Below are 17,284 nucleotides of genomic sequence, written 5' to 3'. Positions count from 1 at the left end.
ATGAACATCGAAGAACGGGCGGCACAGGCTGCTGCATGGAAAGCTACTGGACAGTGCAACTGTGCACAGTCGGTGCTGAAGGCATTTGAGGACAAGCTGCCGGTGGATGCCGATACCCTGATGAAGCTGGGCGCAGGCTATGCCGCCGGCATGGGCTGCATGGAGAGCACCTGCGGCGCACTGATCGGCGCTGTGATGGTGGCGGGCATTGTCACCGACGGCAAGGGCACACCCCGCATTTCCAAGGAGCTGCTGCAAAACTTTCAGGAAAAGTGCGGTGCTACCATCTGCAAAGATCTGAAGGGGATAGAGAACGGCGCACCGCTGTGCCCGTGCCCGGAGTGCGTCCGCAACGCTGTTCTGGCACTGGGCGAGGTGCTGGGAGAGTAAGATGAAGAAGATCTTGTTTATTTGCCACGGCATTATGTGATACATACTGTGGGACCGATATGGAATGGGTGCTATTTGATTCTCATACAGAATCGGTGTATGAAGCAGAAGTTACGCTCTATTATAATATACGAATTTAGTTTATTTGAATCAAGGCAAAAAGCTCAAAAAGGAGAGATTATTCATGGTTTTATTGGTTGTAGATACACAGAATGGTATCGTGGATGAACGCTTATATGAGTTCAGAAAGTTTGTTGGTAATATCAAAAAGCTGATTGGAGCAGCACGAGAACAAGGCATAGAAGTTATTTATGTACAGCATGATGATGGACCTGATACCGGATTCTCTATCGGGGATGATGAGTTTGAGGTTTATTCCGAGTTTCAACCGATGCCTGATGAAAAACGGTTTATCAAGTCCGTATGCAGTGCGTTCAAAAAAGAGAGTGGTCTGCTTGAGTATCTGACTGCAAAGGAAGAAAAAGACGTGATGATTTGTGGCATTATGACTGATTTCTGTATCAATGCCACGGTAGAGGCTGGTTTTGAGCATGGCTTACACATGATTGTTCCTGCCTATGCAAATTCTACGCAGGACAATGAGTACATGACTAGGGAACAGGCTTACCATTACTATAATGAATTTCTCTGGCCTGAACGATATGCAGACTGCGTACCAATGGACAGGGCATTGGAGTTACTCAAAAAATGATATAGCGTAAACGGTCTTTGCTGAATACCTTTGTTACCGAAATACATTACATAAACTTCAAGATTATGTTGCAGTAAATTCAATAAATTGGTCACATGGTGCAGGCCGTACTCACTGCCATCGGCGGTGGTCAGAACTACGCCGTAGACCTTGTTGGCCTTGTAGTCCAGATCAAAACCGGAGATTTTCATCTCGTAGGTGGCGTGGTGACCGTTGGTATTCAGCTCCACAGTGGTGCCCTCTACGGTGGTCTCGGTGGCGTGGACCTTGCCAAACTCCCACTTGCCGCTCAGCAGGTTATACCATGCGGTGATGTAGTAGGCAGGGGTCTCACTGAGCTTATAATACCGCAAAGCCCTTGACCTTTTTGCCGGAGCGCAGTATACTTTTTATGCGGTTAGCTGTATTTAACCACAAGGAGGTACGACATGATACAAGACGCATTCTGGGGGATTTTGATCCCCTTTCTGGGCACAAGTCTTGGGGCGGGCTGTGTGTTCTTTTTGAAAAACTCTCTGCGTGACGGCATCCAGCGCGCCCTCACCGGCTTTGCCGCCGGAGTGATGGTGGCGGCATCGGTATGGAGCTTGCTGATCCCGGCTATGGAGCAGGCCGCGGATCTGGGCAGGCTGGCATTTTTCCCGGCGGCGGTGGGTTTCTGGCTGGGCATCCTGTTTTTGCTGCTGCTGGACCATCTCATCCCACATCTGCACCAGAACAGCTTGCAGGCCGAAGGGCCAAAAAGCCAGCTCCAGCGCACCACCATGATGGTTCTGGCGGTGACGCTGCACAACATCCCGGAGGGCATGGCAGTGGGCGTAGTCTATGCCGGATACCTTGCCGGGACTGCTCAGATCACTGCCGCCGGGGCGCTGGCACTTTCCCTTGGCATTGCCATCCAGAACTTCCCGGAGGGTGCCATCATCTCTATGCCCCTGCGGGCGGAAGGAATGAAAAAAGGCCGGGCGTTCTGGGGCGGCGTGCTGTCCGGCATCGTAGAGCCCATCGGGGCAGTGTTGACGATTCTGGCAGCAGGCATCGTGGTGCCTGCGTTGCCCTATCTGCTCAGCTTTGCCGCCGGAGCCATGCTGTATGTGGTGGTGGAGGAACTGATTCCGGAAATGTCGCAGGGGCAGCACTCCAACGTTGGCACGGTATTTTTCGCGGTGGGCTTCAGCGTGATGATGGTGCTGGATGTGGCACTGGGGTGACGGTTGGGGGTCTTGAAAACGAAATCTCTTTCGGAATCTCCGAAAATGCCGAAACTTCTTGACAGCGACAACAGCAGGGCGTATTATTTTGGCAGAAGGGCCGCTGAGAGGCGGCTTTTTATAGAATGAAAAGTTAGCTTTATCTAACTTTCGGCACGAGGAATTGCTGGCCTGTCATCCGGTGCAGTGGGCGCATCTGGTAAAAAAGTATTGCATTGTGAACGGTAAATAGAAAGAGGGAGGCATTATGTCCTTTTTTGAAAACACCCGAAAGCCCGTAGGCTTTGGCGGGAAGATCATGGTTGCTATGATGAACTTTGGACACAGCGCAATGGCAGAATGGGGGCTGCGCTTTTTACAGCCTGCCCCGGATGCCATGGTGCTGGACTGCGGCTGCGGCGGTGGAGCGAACATTAAAACGCTGTTGAAGCTGTGCCCAAAAGGCAAAGTGCAGGGCATCGACTATTCGGCTGTCAGCGTAGAAAAAGCGCGTAAGGTCAATGCGGATGCCATTGCGGCAGGACGGTGTACCGTGCAGCAGGCAAGTGTGGCAGAGCTGCCGTTTGAAGCGGAGCAGTTTGATGTGGTGACCGCCTTTGAAACGGTCTATTTCTGGCCGGAGCTTGCGCAGAATTTCCGAGAGGTCTATCGGGTGCTGAAGCCCGGCGGGGTCTTTTTCATCTGTAACGAAGCAAACGGCGATACGGACAAGGACAAGAAGTGGACGGAGATCATCGGCGGCATGACCATCTATACGGATACTGCATTGAAAGAGTATCTGGAACAAGCAGGATTTTGTAAGATCCAAAGCCACAAAAATAAAAAGGGCTGGCTTTGCGTTACGGCGCAAAAGTGGTGAAGTAGTGCAACTGTAACATTTGGAACAGTGAAGAACATGGCATGGTTTGTCTGCCGGAAAGCAGAATAAGGAGATCAGGGAGGAACCTATGAAATACAAAATTGAGAAAAACACTGTACAGGAGACGCTGATCCTCCCACTGTATTCCCGGAAGCTGTGCACAGAGCTGTATCCAAACCTTTATCGGGACGAAACAGCGGTGCATCTGATCGACCAGATTGACTACGACTTTTCAGAGGCAGAGGAAAACTCCCGCAGCCTGATGCAGCGCTTTGGTGCGCTGGAGGTCGCCATGCGGCAGAATGACCTTGCGTGGGAGGTACGGAATTATCTGAAAACCCATCCCAGCGCGGCGGTGGTCAATTTGGGCTGTGGGCTGGATAACACCGGCAGAGCCTGCGACAACGGCAGATGCAAGATCTACAATCTGGACTTCCCGGATGTTATCGCCTTGCGGCAGCAGCTGCTGCCCGCCGGGGAGCGGGAGCAAAACATCCCCTGCGACCTGAAAGACCCCGCATGGTTTGACAAGATTGATGCCTCCGGCGGGGCGGTGCTTTTTGCCTCCGGGGTGTTCTATTACTTCCTGACCCGGCAGGTCCGGGATCTGGTGCAGGGGATGGCAGATGCTTTTCCCGGCGGGGTGCTGGTGTTCGATGCCGCCAACCGCACGGCGGTGAAGATGATCGCCAAAACGTGGCTCAGGACGGCGAAAATCAAAGATGTGGGAGCATATTTCGCGGTTTCGGATGCGAAAAGCGAGTTTTCTCCATGGGACAGCCGTCTGCGGGTATCCAGCAGGGGCTATATGCTGGGCTACAACGATTTGAAAGACCCGTCCGTCAGCGGATTTTTCCGTTTTCTTGCAAAGGTTGGAGACAACGGAATGAAAATGCAGATCGTGAAGATCGGATTTGGAGACAGACAATGAAATACGCAGGGATGGACAAGGAAAAGAAACCCTATATTTTCGTTGGGCTTGTCTGTGTGCGGGAGCAGTATCAGGGACAGGGCTATATGCGAAAGGTGCTGGACCTTGCCTTTGCCGAGGGCGACCGGCTGGGCGTGCCGGTGATCCTGGAAACAGATGCAAAAAGCAAGTGCGACAAATATGTGCATCTGGGTATGAAACTTGCCGGAACACACGATCTTGGCACATATGGCAAGCTGTATGATCTGATTAAGTACCCGGAGCCGACCAAAGCAAACGGAATAGTGTGAGGAGAGGCGGCGCAATGAAGAAAGAAGAAACGAAACTGTTTATCCGCTGGTGCATACGATAAAACCAAAGGGAGTTCTGCCCGGACCTTCGTCCGTGACGGAACTCCCTTTTTTAGCTTTATAGAAAAACCATAAGTTATCTGCTACGCTCAGCGGAGCAAAAACCACACACCCAGCAGGATCGCAAGGAAGATCAGGTTGGACAGGGTGAACAGCCCAAAATACTGCTTCTTTCCCTGTGGCAGCTCCCGTGCAATCTGCCGGTAGGAAATAAGACTGGCCATGGATGCGATCAAAGTGCCAAGACCTCCCAGATTGGTGCCGATGATGAGGGCTTGTGTCTCTGCCGTAAACCCGGACAGCAGCAGGGCGGCGGGAACATTACTGGTGACCTGCGAAGCAAGAACCGCCACAAGAACTTCCCGGCCGGTCAGAAACTCCTGCAGCCAGCCGGAAAAGGCCGGAATGCGCCCTAGATTGCCAATGAAGATGAAAAAAGCCACAAAGGTCAAAAGCAGGGAATAGTCCACTGCCCGTAAGGTGTGCGGGTCTGCAAAAAGAACGCAGACGAGTACAGCGGCAAAGGCAATGCCATAGGGCAACACCCGGATCACGGACAGCAGGCAAACGGCAAACAGAACCAGATACAGCAGGATGATTTTCTGATTCCCCTGAGATGCAGAGGAAGAAACAAGCTCGTCCACGGAGAGGGTGGCAGAGGCTTTCCGGCAGACCAATGCTGCCCAAGCCAGCAACAGGAGCAGAGAGACCAGTGTGTAGGGCAGCATAAGAAGCACAAATCCCCCGATGCTCATGCCGCTTTTTCCGTAAAGATAGAGGTTCTGCGGGTTGCCGATGGGGGTCAGCATGCTGCCAAGGTTTGCCGCAATGGTCTGCATACAGACCACCGGGATCAGAAGAGAGCGGCGGACATCCGCTCCCAGACGGCTCAGGACCACGAAGGTAAAGGGAACGAAGGTCAGCAGGGAAACATCGTTGGTGATGAACATGCTTCCGAAAAAGCACAGCCCGACCAGTACCAGTGTCAGCTGAAAGGTGCTGTGGGTACGGGACAGCAATGCCCGGCCCAGGCCATCAAAAAAGCCCTGCCGCCGCAGCCCGGCCATGACCGTCATCAGGGAAAACAGGATCGCCAGTGTGCGCAGGTCGATGTAGCCGAGATACTGTACATCCGGTGGAACAAAGAAGGCGGAGACAACGGCCAGCACAGCGGCTGCGGTGAGGACCGTTTCCTGCTGAATGAATTGTTTGAGTAGTTTCATAGAGACACATCCTTGTAGTTGTAAAGGCTGCCCTGCTACGGTGCCGGACGGCCTTTTTTCGTATTTCAGAGCAACAGCTCAAACAACTTTCAGGGGCACTTCCGCAATGGCCATGCCTGCCAGCAGCATTCCCATGGGGCCGATCATATTGCCGACACTGCTCAATGTGCTGGTGATCGGGGCGGGCAAAGCTGGTGCCCAGCAGATAACCCTCGTAATCTGCCCCGGCCTGCATGGTGGGAATGACGTAATCCTCCACAAATTCATCGGTCAGGTCTTCGATGTACAGCTTGGATGCGTGTAGGTTTGTCAATGATGTGTTACACAGAGGGAGCAGAAGAAAAAGGGGGCCTATCTCATTTTTTGTTGTAAGCTGAAACTGCAATGAATCAGATTGCAGCAAGAACAGGATACAGGAAGGTGCAGCATGCAGACAACTTCTGAACCGTTTGTCCCCGCTCATACAGTGTAGGAGGACCATAGTTTGGGAGGTGCGTTGTATGCTGTTGACTCTGCTGCAATTTTTTGCCACGAAATTTCTGGTGCTGGCGCTGCATCTGGAAGCGGGGAGTTTCCCCAAGCCCCTGAGCGCACGGGAAGAGGTCGAGACCTTTGCGGCCCTGCGGGCGGGCGACCCCACGGCGCGGGAAACGCTCATCCGGCACAATCTGCGGCTGGTGGTGCATGTGGCGAAAAAATACTACGCCCAGCCCAGCGACCAGGAAGACCTGATCTCCATCGGGACCATCGGCCTGATGAAGGCGGTGGATACCTTCGACTCTACCCGGAAGGCGCGGTTCTCAACCTATGCGAGCCGCTGCATTGAAAATGAACTTCGGATGCACTTCCGGAGGGAGCGGAAAAGCGGGACCACCGTGTCGTTGCAGGAAACGCTGGAGGCGGGCAAGGACGACACGGCACTGACCCTCTCGGACGTGCTGCAGGACGGCTTCTGCATGGAGGACAGCTGTGAGCAGCAGGACGAGGCCCGGCGGCTGCGGCAGCTCATCGAAGGGCTGCCGGCGCGGGAACGGAAGCTGATCCTGCTGCGGTATGGCCTGGCCGGTCAACCGCCGCTGACCCAGCTGGAGACCGCAAAGCTGCTGCAGATCAGCCGGAGCTATGTTTCCCGCCTGGAGACCCACGCGCTGGAACTGCTGCGGGAAGGGTGGGGCGGATGCCGGTAAAAATTTTGACCTTCATCGCGGAGTGCTTTCACACCGAAGCGAAAAACGCCGCCTGGAACGCATCCAGTTCCTCAAACCGGTACAGGCGGTTCAGTGCCTCCACCAGCTCCTTTTTCGAGAGGCGGGGCGGCAGGCCCAGGGCGTTGAGCAGCGCATATTTCCGCTCGGCGCTGCCCGGTGTGCCGGAGAGCCCCCAATCGTAGAGGTCGGCATAGGTGATGGCCCGGCCCTCCGGGCGGGGGACAGCTGCGCCAGCCTCCGCACCGAGGGCGTCTTTGAGCGCCTGCAACACGATGGCGTCGTCCACGCCCTCCACGCCGAGCAGACCCTCTTTGCCGGGCTGCGGCTTCCGCTTTTCCTTGCCGTGGATGGCAGGCACATAGGCCTGCACCACGTGTTCGGCCCCCACCAGATTGGTGATGTAGGTGCGGATGCGGAACCCGGCGGCGTCCGAATCCGTGAACAGGATGAGCCCGTTTTTCTTTGCCAGCGCCTTGAACAGCTGCTGGCGCTTTTTATCCTTATAAATGCCGAATCCGTCGGTCAGAAGGATCAGCGCGTCTGTCAGGTGGGAAAGGCGTGCCGCATCGTATTTGCCTTCCACCACCAGCACCCGGTCGGTGTGGAGAAGTTCTCGTTCGCTCATCGTCCGCTCCCCGCCAGCGCCAGACGGCAGAGAGCTGCTTCCAGCAGTACCTCCGCGTCTACGGGCTGGCTTTTCAATGATTTGTCCAGATCCAGCAGGACCTGCAAGCAGGCTTCCAGCTGGCCGAGGGTGTAGTGGCTGGCGGTCTCGGCCGAGCGCTTGAGCCGGTAATCGCTGCCCTTGTAGCCGAACTCCTTGAAAACGGTGCTGTAGCTCTTGCGTCTGGCGCTGCCCAGCTTGACCCGGTAGAGGTCCACATAGCTGCCGATGAGTGCCGCTGTGATGGCGATGGGCTCCTGCTGCAGCCGGAGCAGAGCCTGTAATTTTTTGCAGGCCCCGGTGGCGTTTTTGGCCGTGATCATCCGGGTCATCTCGAAGACATCGGCCTCCAGGCTCACGGTGCCCATCTCAGCCACCATGGCCGCAGTGACGGTCTGGTAGCCGGAGAGGGCGCAGAGCTTGTCCACCTCGTTTTCCAGCAGGAAGGGGTCTTCACCGCAGCGCTCCAGCAGGGCAGTGGCGGCACCTTCGGGCAGGGTAGCACCCTGCGCTTTGGCCCGCTCGATCATCATCACCTTGAGCTCGTAGGGTTTGGGCTTGGCCAGCTCTTCGGCATAGCCGAGCTTTTTGCAGGCAGCGGTGAGCTTCTGCGCCCGTTTGCCGGTCTTGAGCTTGCCGCGCTCCAAAGGAAACACGCTGCCCAGCACGACGACGGCATTTTCGAGGCTGGAAAGCGTTTCGCACAGCGCATCCAGATCTTTGTCGCTGTAGGCGGCGGGGTCCAGTTCGGGCAGGACCACCACGCGCCGGGTGCCGAAAAATGAGATGGTGCCCGCCGCCATGATGAGCTGTTCCAGCTCCGGAGCGGCACCGTCCAGCACGGTGGTTTCTTCGTCACTGTCGGCCGAGAGCAGCCGCACGGCAGCCGCCACGGCCTGCCGCACCAGATACCGCTCGCTGGAATAAAAATAGTAGACCGGGCAGCTGCTTTCTGCCAGCTGCCGGAGCTTTGCTTCCGTTGCCAAAGGGGAGACCTTCTTTCGTTTTTGCGGGGGATCTTCTGCCCCGCAGATGCCGGGAGATTCGATATCCATAGTGTAGCGGACTTGCGGGGCGTTGTCAATGCACAGTGCACAGGGGCCTGGCAAAAAAATGCTGCCTGCCCGGACGCAAAAAAAGCCGGGGCGGGGCTTTTCGGGAACGGAAAAACATGATATACTGAAAACGCTTTTCTCAAACATTCGGCAAAGAGGAAACGAATGAAAATGCAGGGGGCCGACCCTGCCGGAAGTAAAAAATGCCCGGCCTCCGCGGGCCGCGAAAGGATGAAGCCATTACGAAACGTGCCAAATTTACGTTGCAGCTGCAATACAACTCCCCGGTGATCCTCACCTTTTTTCTGCTGTCGCTCCTGGTGCTCTTTCTGGGCCAGTGGACGAACGGCTGGACGACCATGCACCTGTTCTGCGTCTATCGCTCCTCGTTCAAAGACCCGCTGTTCTATGTCCGGCTGTTCGGCCATGTGCTGGGCCATGCCAGCTGGGATCATTTCCTGAACAATATGCTCCTGCTCCTCGTCATCGGCCCGCCGATGGAGGAAAAATACGGCAGCATCCCGCTGCTGGAGGGCATCGTCTTCACGGCGCTGGTGTCCGGTGTGCTGCAATGCGCGCTCTTCCCCCGCACGGCCCTGCTGGGCGCTTCCGGCATCGTGTTCATGCTCATCATGCTGGCGTCGCTGTCCGGCTTTTCGGGCGGCATCCCGGTCACGATGCTGCTGGTGGCGGCGCTGTATCTGGGCCAGCAGGTGTACGATATCGTCTTCGTGCATGACAATGTCGCCAACTTCATGCACATCGTGGGCGGCATCTGCGGCACGGGGTTCGGCTACTTCTACGCCCTGCGCCCCCAAAAACGCCGCAAGGCGTCCGGGGCAAAGCCGGGCCTGAAATTTGAAAAGACCTCCCGGCACAGGAACCGGTAAAATAAAAAATCCCCTTCCGCGCGGCAGGACCATGCGGAAGGGGATTTTTGTGCAGATGCGTTACAGCGTCTTGCAGAATTCTTTCAGATAAGCGCGGAAGGCCTCGCCGATCTCCGGGTGCTGGAGCGACAGCTCCACCTGTGCCTCGGCAATCTTGAGCTTGTTGCCCATGTCGTAGTGCTTGCCGGTGAACTCGACTGCGGTCATGCCGCCATAGTTGCGGGCGAACTCGGCCATGGCGTCGGTCAGCTGGATCTCGCCGCCGGCACCGGGTTTGGTGCGGGCAAGGATGTCGTAGATCTCCGGGGTCAGCAGGACGCGGCCCAGGATGGAGTAGTTGCTGAACTCCTGGCCCTTCTTGGGCTTCTCGATCATGTCATCTACGAAGAAGTAGTTGTCGTGGATGGGGGTGGTCTTCAGGCTGCAATAACGGCTCACATCGGCCCAGGGCACAGCGGAGACGCCTGCGGCCGGGCGGCCGAACTCCTCGTAGGCGCGGATGAGCTGGGCACAGACCGGGTCTTCGCCCCAGATGACGTCATCGCCATAGATGACCACGAAGGGGTCGTCGCCGGTAAAAGCTTTTGCCATGCTCACGGCGTGGCCAAGGCCCAGGGTCTGCTTCTGGCGGACGAAGTAGATGTTGGCCAGGTTGGAGATGCCCAGGCACTCCTCCAGCATCTTCTCCTTGCCGGGTGCGGCCAGCTTCTCTTCCAGCTCCGGGCTGCGGTCGAAGTGGTCTTCGATGATGCTCTGGTTGCGGCCCAGAATGATGAGGATGTCAGTGATGCCGGAACGGACGGCCTCTTCCACCAGATACTGGATGGCGGGCTTGTCCACAAGGGGCAGCATCCCTTTGGGCATGGCCTTGGTGGCGGGCAGCACACGGGTGCCAAGGCCCGCAGCAGGGATGACAGCTTTCGTGACTTTTTTCATGATTCAAAACTCCTTCGCAAAACTATCGCAGGCTGGGTGCATCAGCCGTAGACCAGATTGAGCAGGGCGTCCACATTGGGGCCCAGCAGCAGGGTGCTGGCGCTGCCGATGACCATCAGCAGCAAAAAGCAGCCGAACACCGCCGCAAAGCTGACGCCGCCCTGTGCGGCCAGAACGGCCTTGCGCTGGGCTTCGTCCGGGAACTCGGAGCGGATCTTCCGGATGCGGTCTGCCGCGCTCTTGCGGTAGAGCCACTTGCCGTACATGCCGCGCACGACCATGAGCAAAAAGCTCAGGGCCGAGCACAGGCGGGCCAGCATGACCATCGTGGAATCGCTCAGAGCGGGGGCCATGGTGCTGCCGGTGAGCTGCATCAGCTGCAGCAGGGTGGGCACGGCCAGCAGCAGCTCAGCTGCCAGGAAGCCGAATGCGGGCTTCCATGCCTTGCGGTAAAAGAAATAGAACGGCCCGAACAGCAGTGCCGAAAAACTCATGGAGATCTTGCTGTGCGCCAGCTGCATCCGGCAGTAGGTGCTCAGGTAGGCGGGGGACGCAGGGCCGATGTAGCTGGCCCAGTCCTTGCAGGGGATGCCGTCCAGCATCTCGTCCTTGCCAAAGGCGGCCTCATAGGCCTGCCGCATGGGGTCCTGGGGCATGGAGCCGGTCTCCTGATACTGGCGGTACAGGCTGGAATAATCAAAATTGCCCTCGCCGGGGCCGGCCGTGCGGTCGGCAGGCTCTTCGGCCCCTTCCGGCGGCAGCACGGCACCGCAGCAGCGGCAGTGGTCCTCGCTGCGCAGGGTGCGCTCGCCGCAGGCAGGGCAGGTGCACAGCTCGGATTCCTGATACGGGAACTTCCATTCGTATCCGGCGGCATGAGCTGGGCTGTGGATGCAGCGGCCCAGTTTTTCATAACAATCCCGGTGGTACGGTGCGCCGCAGTCGGGGCAGACGACGATATCGTCCTGCAGCGTCAGCGGCTTGCCGCAGCCCTCGCAGGGGCAGCCATAATATTTTGGCATAACTTCCTCCCATAAATGGTACTTGATGCTATTATACTCCCATCCCGGAGAAAAGAAAAGGTGAAAATCTTCAAATTTCCAGCATGATGGTGATTTTTCCTCTTTACTTTATCACGGATTCCCGGTATACTAATGAAGTATCTGTGTATAAACTGTATCTTTTTGTAGCCCTCTCAGCCATCGCTGCGCGATGCCAGCTCTCCCGCAGGGAGAACCTCTGGCGGCCGGCTTTTGTGTTTGCCAGAATGCAAAGCGCGATGGACCTATGAGAAATAAGGGCGATACTTCTTATTTTTGAGAGGATATTGAGAATGATCACGACTGAAGAACTGAAAGTGAAGCTGGCCGAATACGGCACAGCGGTGAAGGACCTGGAAGAGGCCCTCGCCATCGAGGCCTCCCGCAAGCGTGTGCAGGAGCTGGAGCACACCATGTCCCGCCCCGGCTTCTATGACGATGCTGAGCTGAGCAAAAAGGTGTTCGACGAGGTGGGCGACCTGCGCGGCAAGCTGAACCGCTTTGAAAAGCTGCAGGGCCTGTACGATGACGCCGAAACCATGCTGGAAATGCTGGACGAGGAGTACGACCCGGAAATGATCCCCGAAGCCGAAGAGGCGGTCAACACCGTGGAGAAGGCGGTGGATGAACTGCAGCTCATGACCATGCTGAATGGCGAGTACGACCACAGCAACGCCATCCTGACCTTCCATGCCGGTACCGGCGGCACCGAGGCGCAGGACTGGGCCGAGATGCTCTACCGGATGTACAACCGCTGGGCCGCTGCCCACGGCATGACCGTGGAAGTGCTGGACTATCAGGACGGCGACGAAGCCGGTCTGAAGAGTGCTTCGATGATGGTCAAGGGCGCCAACGCCTACGGCCTGCTCAAGAGCGAGAACGGCGTGCATCGCCTGGTTCGCGTCTCTCCGTTTGACGCCAACGCCCGCCGCCAGACGAGCTTTGCTTCGCTGGAAGTCATGCCGGAGCTGGACAACACCATCCAGGTGGACATCCGCCCCGAAGACATCGAGATGCAGGTCTACCGTTCTTCCGGTGCCGGCGGCCAGCACATCAACAAGACCTCTTCGGCTGTCCGTCTGATCCACAAGCCCACCGGCATCGTGGTCAGCTGCCAGACCCAGCGCAGCCAGTTCCAGAACCGCGACTACGCCATGGAGATGCTGAAGGCGAAGCTGTATCAGATCGCCCAGCAGCAGCACATGGACAAGATCGAGGACATCAAGGGCGTCCAGAACGAGATCGCCTGGGGCCACCAGATCCGCAGCTATGTCTTCATGCCCTACACCATGGTCAAGGACCATCGCACCAACTACGAGACCGGCAACGTGGACGCTGTTATGGACGGCGACCTCGACGGCTTCATCTTTGCATACCTCAAGGCCGCCAGCCGCGGGGAATTGCAGGACACCTAAATCTTACCGATAAGCAAAAAAGCCACGCGAAAGCGTGGCTTTTTCGTTTGTGTGTCTTACGCCAGATCCGCCAGGATGTCCGGCCAGAGAGCCTGCTCCTGGTGCATGACGGCAAATGCGCAGTCAAGAAACATCTTGTTGACGGCGGCGATGATGGTGCTGCGGAGCAGCAGCTTCTCCTCTCCGGCGTCCGCGGCCAGATCCCGGATGGTATGGGTCAGGCCGAACACATAGGGCAGACAGTTTTCCACTTCCTCGCAGAAATAGTCGTAGGCCTGCGCGGCAGAGTAGTGCTGGCGCTGCATTTTGAAGAGGGTGTCGATGTTTTCCATCGAGAGCACCGTTTTGGAGACGACGATGTAGATCAGGCCGGCCAGCTGCTCACGGGTGTATTTTTTCTTGATGGGGTGGCCGATGATCCCTTTCTTGACGTAGTTGCTCACCATGGAAGCCGTGAGCTCCACCCCTGGAAATGCACGAAAATACCCGTTGACGTACTGGACGGTCTGGTCGAGATACAGCCCGACGGAAGGCAGTTCTGCGTACCGCGGCAGGGCAAAATCCACGGCGCAGGCCGCTATGCGGCGGTTGGATTCATTGTTCATGCGGATAGTATAGCGTATTTTTCCGGCAGGGTCAACCGTCTTATGAAAACTTTTTGAAGATTTCTCGGAAACGGTTGACAGGTTTTTGAAAAACTGATATCATAGCTTCGACAACATGAAAAATGCGGCGGATTTTGCCGCTGGAATGGAGATACTGCTTATGAAGACCCGGATCGTTGTGGATTCTGCCGCAAGCCTGTATGCACTGGATGGCGTGGATTTTGCCTGTGTGCCCCTGAAAATCATCACCGATCACGAGGAATACCACGATGACGGCACGCTGGATGCGGTGGGCATGGCCACGACCCTGCGCACCTATAAAGGAAAGACCTCGACTTCCTGCCCCAACGTTGGCGACTGGCTGGCCGCTTACGAGGGAGCCGATGAGGTGTACGCCATCACCATCACCGGTACGCTGTCGGGCAGCTGCAATGCGGCCCAGCTGGCGGCGGAGGAATACCAGCAGGAGAACCCCGGTAAGCGGGTCTTTGTGCTGGACAGCCTGTCCACCGGCCCGGAGCAGGTCCTGCTGGCCGAGCATCTGCGGGATGAGCTGGCTGCCGGCAAGGAGTTCGACACCATCTGTGAAGAGATGCTGCGCTACCATAAGCACACCCATCTGCTCTTCTCGCTGGAATCGCTGGCCAACCTGGCCCGCAATGGCCGCGTGAAGCCCGCTGTGGCGGCAGTGGCGCGGATGCTGGGCATCCGGGTCATCGGGCAGGCCAGTGAGGCCGGTGAGCTGGACGTGATCTGCAAAACGCGCGGCGAGCATGGCGCATTGGAGCGCATCGTGCTGGAGCTCAAGGAGCACGGCTACACCAACGGCAAGGTGAACATCTCCCACTGCGGCAACCCTGCCGCTGCCGAGCGCCTGAAGCACATGATCGAGGCTGTCTTTGAGGGGGCCAGAGTCGTGGTGACGGAGTGCGGCGGCCTGTGCAGCTACTACGCCGAGCTGGGCGGCCTTCTGATCGGATACGAGGACGGAGAGGCTTGAAAAATCACCCGGACCGCGCTATACTAACTCCATCTTAAAGAGCCGCGCAGCGGCGGGGGAGGTACAGCGTGTTCAGACTGCCGATCGTTAAATTTTTCAGCCGCATCCTCAACCGTGCCACCATCACCATCGTGCTGGTGGCATTGCAGGTGCTGTGGCTGCTCTGGGCGTTCTGGGCCTTTACGGCGGGCCGGGTCTGGCTGAACGGCCTGCTCAAGGCGCTGAGCATCGTCATCGTGCTCTACCTCGTCCGGAAGGACGAAAACAGCGCCTACAAGATCGGCTGGATCGTCCTCATCGGCCTGCTGCCGCTGCTGGGCGGGGCGCTGTATCTGGCCTTTGGCAACAAGGCCCCGGCCAAGGGGCTCCGCACCCGGATGCGGAAGGTGGAGCAGGCCCACACGGCCGACCTTGCGCCCCGGCCGGACCAGACCGACACGCTGGACCGCGTGGAGAAAAACCTGAGCCATTATGTGGAGACCTACGGCCCCTACCCGGCGTGGAAGCACACCGCCGCGCACTATTTCCCCTGCGGCGAAGCCATGTACCCCAGGCTTCTGGAAGACCTGGAACGGGCGGAAAAATTTATCTTTCTCGAATTCTTCATTGTAAAGTCGGGTACGATGTGGGACGGCATTGAGGCCATCCTCAAGCAGAAAGCTGCCGAGGGCGTGGATGTGCGGCTGATCTACGACGATTTCGGCAGTCTGCTGGGCCTGCCCAGCGACTTCGTCATCCGGATGGAGCGCAGTCATATCCGCTGCATCCCATTCAACCCTGTGATGCCGCTGGTGTCGCTGGTGATGAACCACCGCGACCACCGGAAGATCGTGGTCATCGACGGCAATGTGGCCTACACCGGCGGCGTGAACCTCGCGGACGAATATATCAACGCCGAGCAGCGCTTCGGCTACTGGAAGGACGCCGCCATCCGGCTGGAAGGGGCGGCGGTCTGGAATTTTACCGTCATCTTCCTCAACTGCTGGAACGCCTTCCGCCCGCAGGAGACGGACTACGCACCCTTTGCGCCGACCCACCTGCCGGAAAGTTCGGACGGCGTCGTTCAGCCCTACACGGACAGCCCGCTGGACGAAGAGCCGCTGGCCGAGACGGTCTACCTGAACATCCTGGCCCAGGCGCAGCGGTATGTGTATATCTACACGCCCTATCTTGCTGTGGGTGAGGAGATGCTGGATGCCCTGAAGACCGCCGCCAAACGCGGCGTGGATGTCCGGCTGGTCCTGCCGGGCATCCCGGATAAGAAGCTGGTGTTCCGGCTGAGCCGGTCCTACTATGTGCCGCTCCTCCGGGCGGGCGTCCGCATCTACGAGTACACCCCCGGCTTCCTCCATGCAAAATGCTACGTCAGCGACGACCATCTGGCCGTGGTGGGCAGCATCAACATGGATTACCGCAGTTTGTTTTTGCACTTTGAGTGCGGGGCGCTGCTTTACAGCAACAGTCAGGTCATCGCCCTGCGGGAAGATGTGCTGGCCACTCTGCCGCAGTGCCGGGAGATGCAGCTTTCCGACTGCCGGACTTCTCTGCCGGGCACCCTGCTGGACAGCGTCCTGCGGCTGCTGAGCCCGCTGCTGTAAAACCCGCTGACGCATAAGAATGGCCCTGCCGGATATACTACTTCCAAACCCATCGGGAAAGGGAGCGTATCTATGAGAAAAAGCAAGGCTCTTTGGGGCTGTGTGCTGGCAGCAGCCCTGCTGCTGGCCGCCTGCGGGAAACCGAACGCCGGGTCGTCCGGCTCTGGAAGCATGAGCGGGAGCGGCGCGGCCTCGCAGACGACTGCCGCCTGGAAGACCGGCCTCGGCATCGTCGTGGAAACGGAAGATGAAGACCGCACCGGGAGCATCCGGCTGGCGGCTGCGGCGGTGCTGCTGGACGGCGACGGCAAGATCGCTGACGTGGAGTTGGATGAGCTGGAAACGACCATCGGGGCCGACGGCACCGGCGCAGTGCACCTGCCCACCGACTACCGGACCAAGCGGCAGAAAGGGGCGGACTACCCGCTGGCAGAGGCCTCTTCGCTGAAAAAAGGCTGGGCGGAGCAGGCGGATGCCTTCGCGGACTACCTGACCGGCAGGACGCCGGAGCAGGTGTCCCTGCTGAAACTGGACAACGATGGCAAGCCCACGGACGCTGACCTGTTGGCCGGCTGCACCATCGCGGTGGACCGCTATCGGGATGCGGTGGTCAAGGCCTGCTCCAATGCCAGGGGGCTGGGCGCGGCCAAAGGCGACCGGGTGTCGCTGGGCGTGGAGGCGGTGAATGGCTCTTCGGATGTGACCGCCACCGATGACCGGGACGTCAACGCAGAGATCGACATCAGCCTTGTGGCCCTGACGCTGGACGCCGAGGGCCGTGTGACCAGCGCTGTGGCAGATATGGCCGAACCGGCCCTGACGGTGGCGGCCGATGGCGGCATCACTGCGCCGGACAAGGTGGAGACCAAGCTGGAACAGGGCGACCGCTACGGGATGCGGGGGGCTTCCTCCTTAAATAAGGAATGGTACGAGCACAGCGAGGGCTTTTGCGGCTACCTCAAAGGAAAGACCCGTGCGGAGGTCGCCGCCATCCCGGCAGACGGCTCGGACGCCGACCTGATGGCGCTGTGCACCATCTCGGTGACCGACCTCCAAAAGGCCGCGCTGGACGCGATGCGAACCAAATGACGCTGCAAAGCACTTCACAAGAGCTTTTTCCGAAAGGGAAGGGCTCTTTTTGTTTGCGCGATTCGCACAGAAAGCACACCGGAAAGAGAACGCATTCCGGCATTGTGC

Annotated in this window: 19 protein-coding genes and 1 pseudogene; 12 read left to right on the top strand and 8 right to left on the bottom strand. The window is 58.0% G+C overall.

Going from position 1 to position 17,284, the window contains the following annotated elements; translation table 11 throughout:
- Positions 1 to 390 (top strand): C-GCAxxG-C-C family protein, encoded by a 390-nt coding sequence (locus tag DWY95_RS04750; RefSeq protein ID WP_118552582.1) that lies wholly within the window; start codon positions 1 to 3, stop codon positions 388 to 390.
- A 184-nt stretch (positions 391 to 574) separates the two neighbouring features.
- Positions 575 to 1,102, top strand: coding sequence for an isochorismatase family protein (locus DWY95_RS04740; RefSeq protein WP_118552581.1), 528 nt, complete (start codon positions 575 to 577; stop codon positions 1,100 to 1,102).
- On the opposite strand, the gene DWY95_RS17325 is transcribed toward DWY95_RS04740, so the two are convergent.
- Complete coding sequence (locus tag DWY95_RS17325; RefSeq protein WP_223383513.1) at positions 1,024 to 1,455, bottom strand: hypothetical protein; 432 nt, start codon at positions 1,453 to 1,455, stop codon at positions 1,024 to 1,026. The two genes, DWY95_RS04740 and DWY95_RS17325, sit on opposite strands and share 79 nt — an antisense overlap.
- Positions 1,456 to 1,530: 75 nt before the next feature.
- Between DWY95_RS17325 and DWY95_RS04730 the strand changes: the two genes are divergently transcribed.
- The 4 genes from DWY95_RS04730 (at position 1,531) to DWY95_RS04715 (ending at position 4,393) form a co-directional block, all read left to right on the top strand.
- Positions 1,531 to 2,313, top strand: coding sequence for a ZIP family metal transporter (locus tag DWY95_RS04730; protein WP_097770701.1), 783 nt, complete (start codon positions 1,531 to 1,533; stop codon positions 2,311 to 2,313).
- Between the two features lie 247 nt (positions 2,314 to 2,560).
- Positions 2,561 to 3,172, top strand: a complete 612-nt coding sequence (locus tag DWY95_RS04725; RefSeq protein WP_118552580.1) for a class I SAM-dependent methyltransferase — start codon at positions 2,561 to 2,563, stop codon at positions 3,170 to 3,172.
- Positions 3,173 to 3,260: 88 nt separating this feature from the next.
- Positions 3,261 to 4,103, top strand: a complete 843-nt coding sequence (locus tag DWY95_RS04720) for a class I SAM-dependent methyltransferase (protein ID WP_118552579.1) — start codon at positions 3,261 to 3,263, stop codon at positions 4,101 to 4,103.
- Positions 4,100 to 4,393: a GNAT family N-acetyltransferase gene (locus tag DWY95_RS04715; protein ID WP_223383514.1), complete on the top strand. Its 294-nt coding sequence runs from the start codon at positions 4,100 to 4,102 to the stop codon at positions 4,391 to 4,393. Before DWY95_RS04720 ends, DWY95_RS04715 begins: the two co-directional genes overlap by 4 nt.
- A 149-nt stretch (positions 4,394 to 4,542) precedes the next feature.
- On the opposite strand, the gene DWY95_RS04710 is transcribed toward DWY95_RS04715, so the two are convergent.
- Complete coding sequence (locus tag DWY95_RS04710) at positions 4,543 to 5,676, bottom strand: SLC13 family permease (RefSeq protein WP_118552578.1); 1,134 nt, start codon at positions 5,674 to 5,676, stop codon at positions 4,543 to 4,545.
- A 178-nt stretch (positions 5,677 to 5,854) separates the two neighbouring features.
- A pseudogene (locus DWY95_RS04700) lies at positions 5,855 to 5,974 on the bottom strand (argininosuccinate synthase domain-containing protein); the annotation flags it as partial.
- Between the two features lie 202 nt (positions 5,975 to 6,176).
- Between DWY95_RS04700 and DWY95_RS04695 the strand changes: the two are divergent.
- A complete protein-coding gene (locus DWY95_RS04695; protein WP_223383515.1) occupies positions 6,177 to 6,863 on the top strand; it encodes a sigma-70 family RNA polymerase sigma factor in 687 nt (228 codons plus the stop codon).
- 28 nt (positions 6,864 to 6,891) lie between these two features.
- On the opposite strand, the gene DWY95_RS04690 is transcribed toward DWY95_RS04695, so the two are convergent.
- Both DWY95_RS04690 and holA read right to left on the bottom strand, forming a co-directional pair.
- On the bottom strand, positions 6,892 to 7,509 hold the full coding sequence (locus DWY95_RS04690; protein WP_118552576.1) for a DUF4093 domain-containing protein: 618 nt from the start codon (positions 7,507 to 7,509) through the stop codon (positions 6,892 to 6,894).
- Complete coding sequence (gene holA / locus DWY95_RS04685) at positions 7,506 to 8,534, bottom strand: DNA polymerase III subunit delta (RefSeq protein ID WP_118552575.1); 1,029 nt, start codon at positions 8,532 to 8,534, stop codon at positions 7,506 to 7,508. Before holA ends, DWY95_RS04690 begins: the two co-directional genes overlap by 4 nt.
- Before the next feature lie 272 nt (positions 8,535 to 8,806).
- Here holA and DWY95_RS04680 point away from each other — a divergent pair, with 272 nt between their 5' ends.
- Positions 8,807 to 9,493 carry a rhomboid family intramembrane serine protease gene (locus DWY95_RS04680; protein WP_118552574.1) on the top strand — a complete coding sequence of 229 codons (687 nt, stop codon included), beginning with the start codon at positions 8,807 to 8,809 and terminating at the stop codon, positions 9,491 to 9,493.
- Between the two features lie 60 nt (positions 9,494 to 9,553).
- Here the strand turns inward: DWY95_RS04680 and DWY95_RS04675 are convergent, their stop codons facing one another.
- Together DWY95_RS04675 and DWY95_RS04670 are read right to left on the bottom strand one after the other, a co-directional pair.
- On the bottom strand, positions 9,554 to 10,429 hold the full coding sequence (locus DWY95_RS04675) for a UTP--glucose-1-phosphate uridylyltransferase (RefSeq protein ID WP_118552573.1): 876 nt from the start codon (positions 10,427 to 10,429) through the stop codon (positions 9,554 to 9,556).
- A 41-nt stretch (positions 10,430 to 10,470) separates the two neighbouring features.
- Positions 10,471 to 11,451, bottom strand: a complete 981-nt coding sequence (locus DWY95_RS04670) for an RING finger protein (protein ID WP_097793332.1) — start codon at positions 11,449 to 11,451, stop codon at positions 10,471 to 10,473.
- 311 nt (positions 11,452 to 11,762) lie between these two features.
- Here DWY95_RS04670 and prfB point away from each other — a divergent pair, with 311 nt between their 5' ends.
- Positions 11,763 to 12,884 (top strand): peptide chain release factor 2, encoded by a 1,122-nt coding sequence (gene prfB / locus DWY95_RS04660; RefSeq protein ID WP_118552571.1) that lies wholly within the window; start codon positions 11,763 to 11,765, stop codon positions 12,882 to 12,884.
- 56 nt (positions 12,885 to 12,940) lie between these two features.
- Here prfB and DWY95_RS04655 read toward each other — a convergent pair whose 3' ends face one another.
- The gene (locus tag DWY95_RS04655) at positions 12,941 to 13,489 is read right to left on the bottom strand and encodes a DUF1836 domain-containing protein (RefSeq protein WP_097793335.1); all 549 of its coding nucleotides are present in this window, start codon (positions 13,487 to 13,489) and stop codon (positions 12,941 to 12,943) included.
- Between the two features lie 160 nt (positions 13,490 to 13,649).
- On the opposite strand from DWY95_RS04655, the gene DWY95_RS04650 reads away from it, so the two are divergent.
- From DWY95_RS04650 to DWY95_RS04640, 3 genes are all read left to right on the top strand, one after another.
- Positions 13,650 to 14,489 carry a DegV family protein gene (locus DWY95_RS04650; protein WP_118552570.1) on the top strand — a complete coding sequence of 280 codons (840 nt, stop codon included), beginning with the start codon at positions 13,650 to 13,652 and terminating at the stop codon, positions 14,487 to 14,489.
- A 68-nt stretch (positions 14,490 to 14,557) separates the two neighbouring features.
- The gene (gene cls / locus DWY95_RS04645; protein WP_118552569.1) at positions 14,558 to 16,087 is read left to right on the top strand and encodes a cardiolipin synthase; all 1,530 of its coding nucleotides are present in this window, start codon (positions 14,558 to 14,560) and stop codon (positions 16,085 to 16,087) included.
- A 72-nt stretch (positions 16,088 to 16,159) separates the two neighbouring features.
- Positions 16,160 to 17,176 carry a hypothetical protein gene (locus DWY95_RS04640; protein ID WP_118552568.1) on the top strand — a complete coding sequence of 339 codons (1,017 nt, stop codon included), beginning with the start codon at positions 16,160 to 16,162 and terminating at the stop codon, positions 17,174 to 17,176.
- Positions 17,177 to 17,284: the final 108 nt, after the last annotated feature.

It is taken from the genome of Faecalibacterium sp. AF28-13AC, from assembly GCF_003478405.1.
In the GTDB taxonomy this organism is placed as follows: Bacteria; Bacillota; Clostridia; order Oscillospirales; family Ruminococcaceae; genus Faecalibacterium; species Faecalibacterium prausnitzii_E.
Note: the sequence above shows the minus strand (reverse complement) of the source record. Positions and strands in the feature narration are given on the sequence as shown.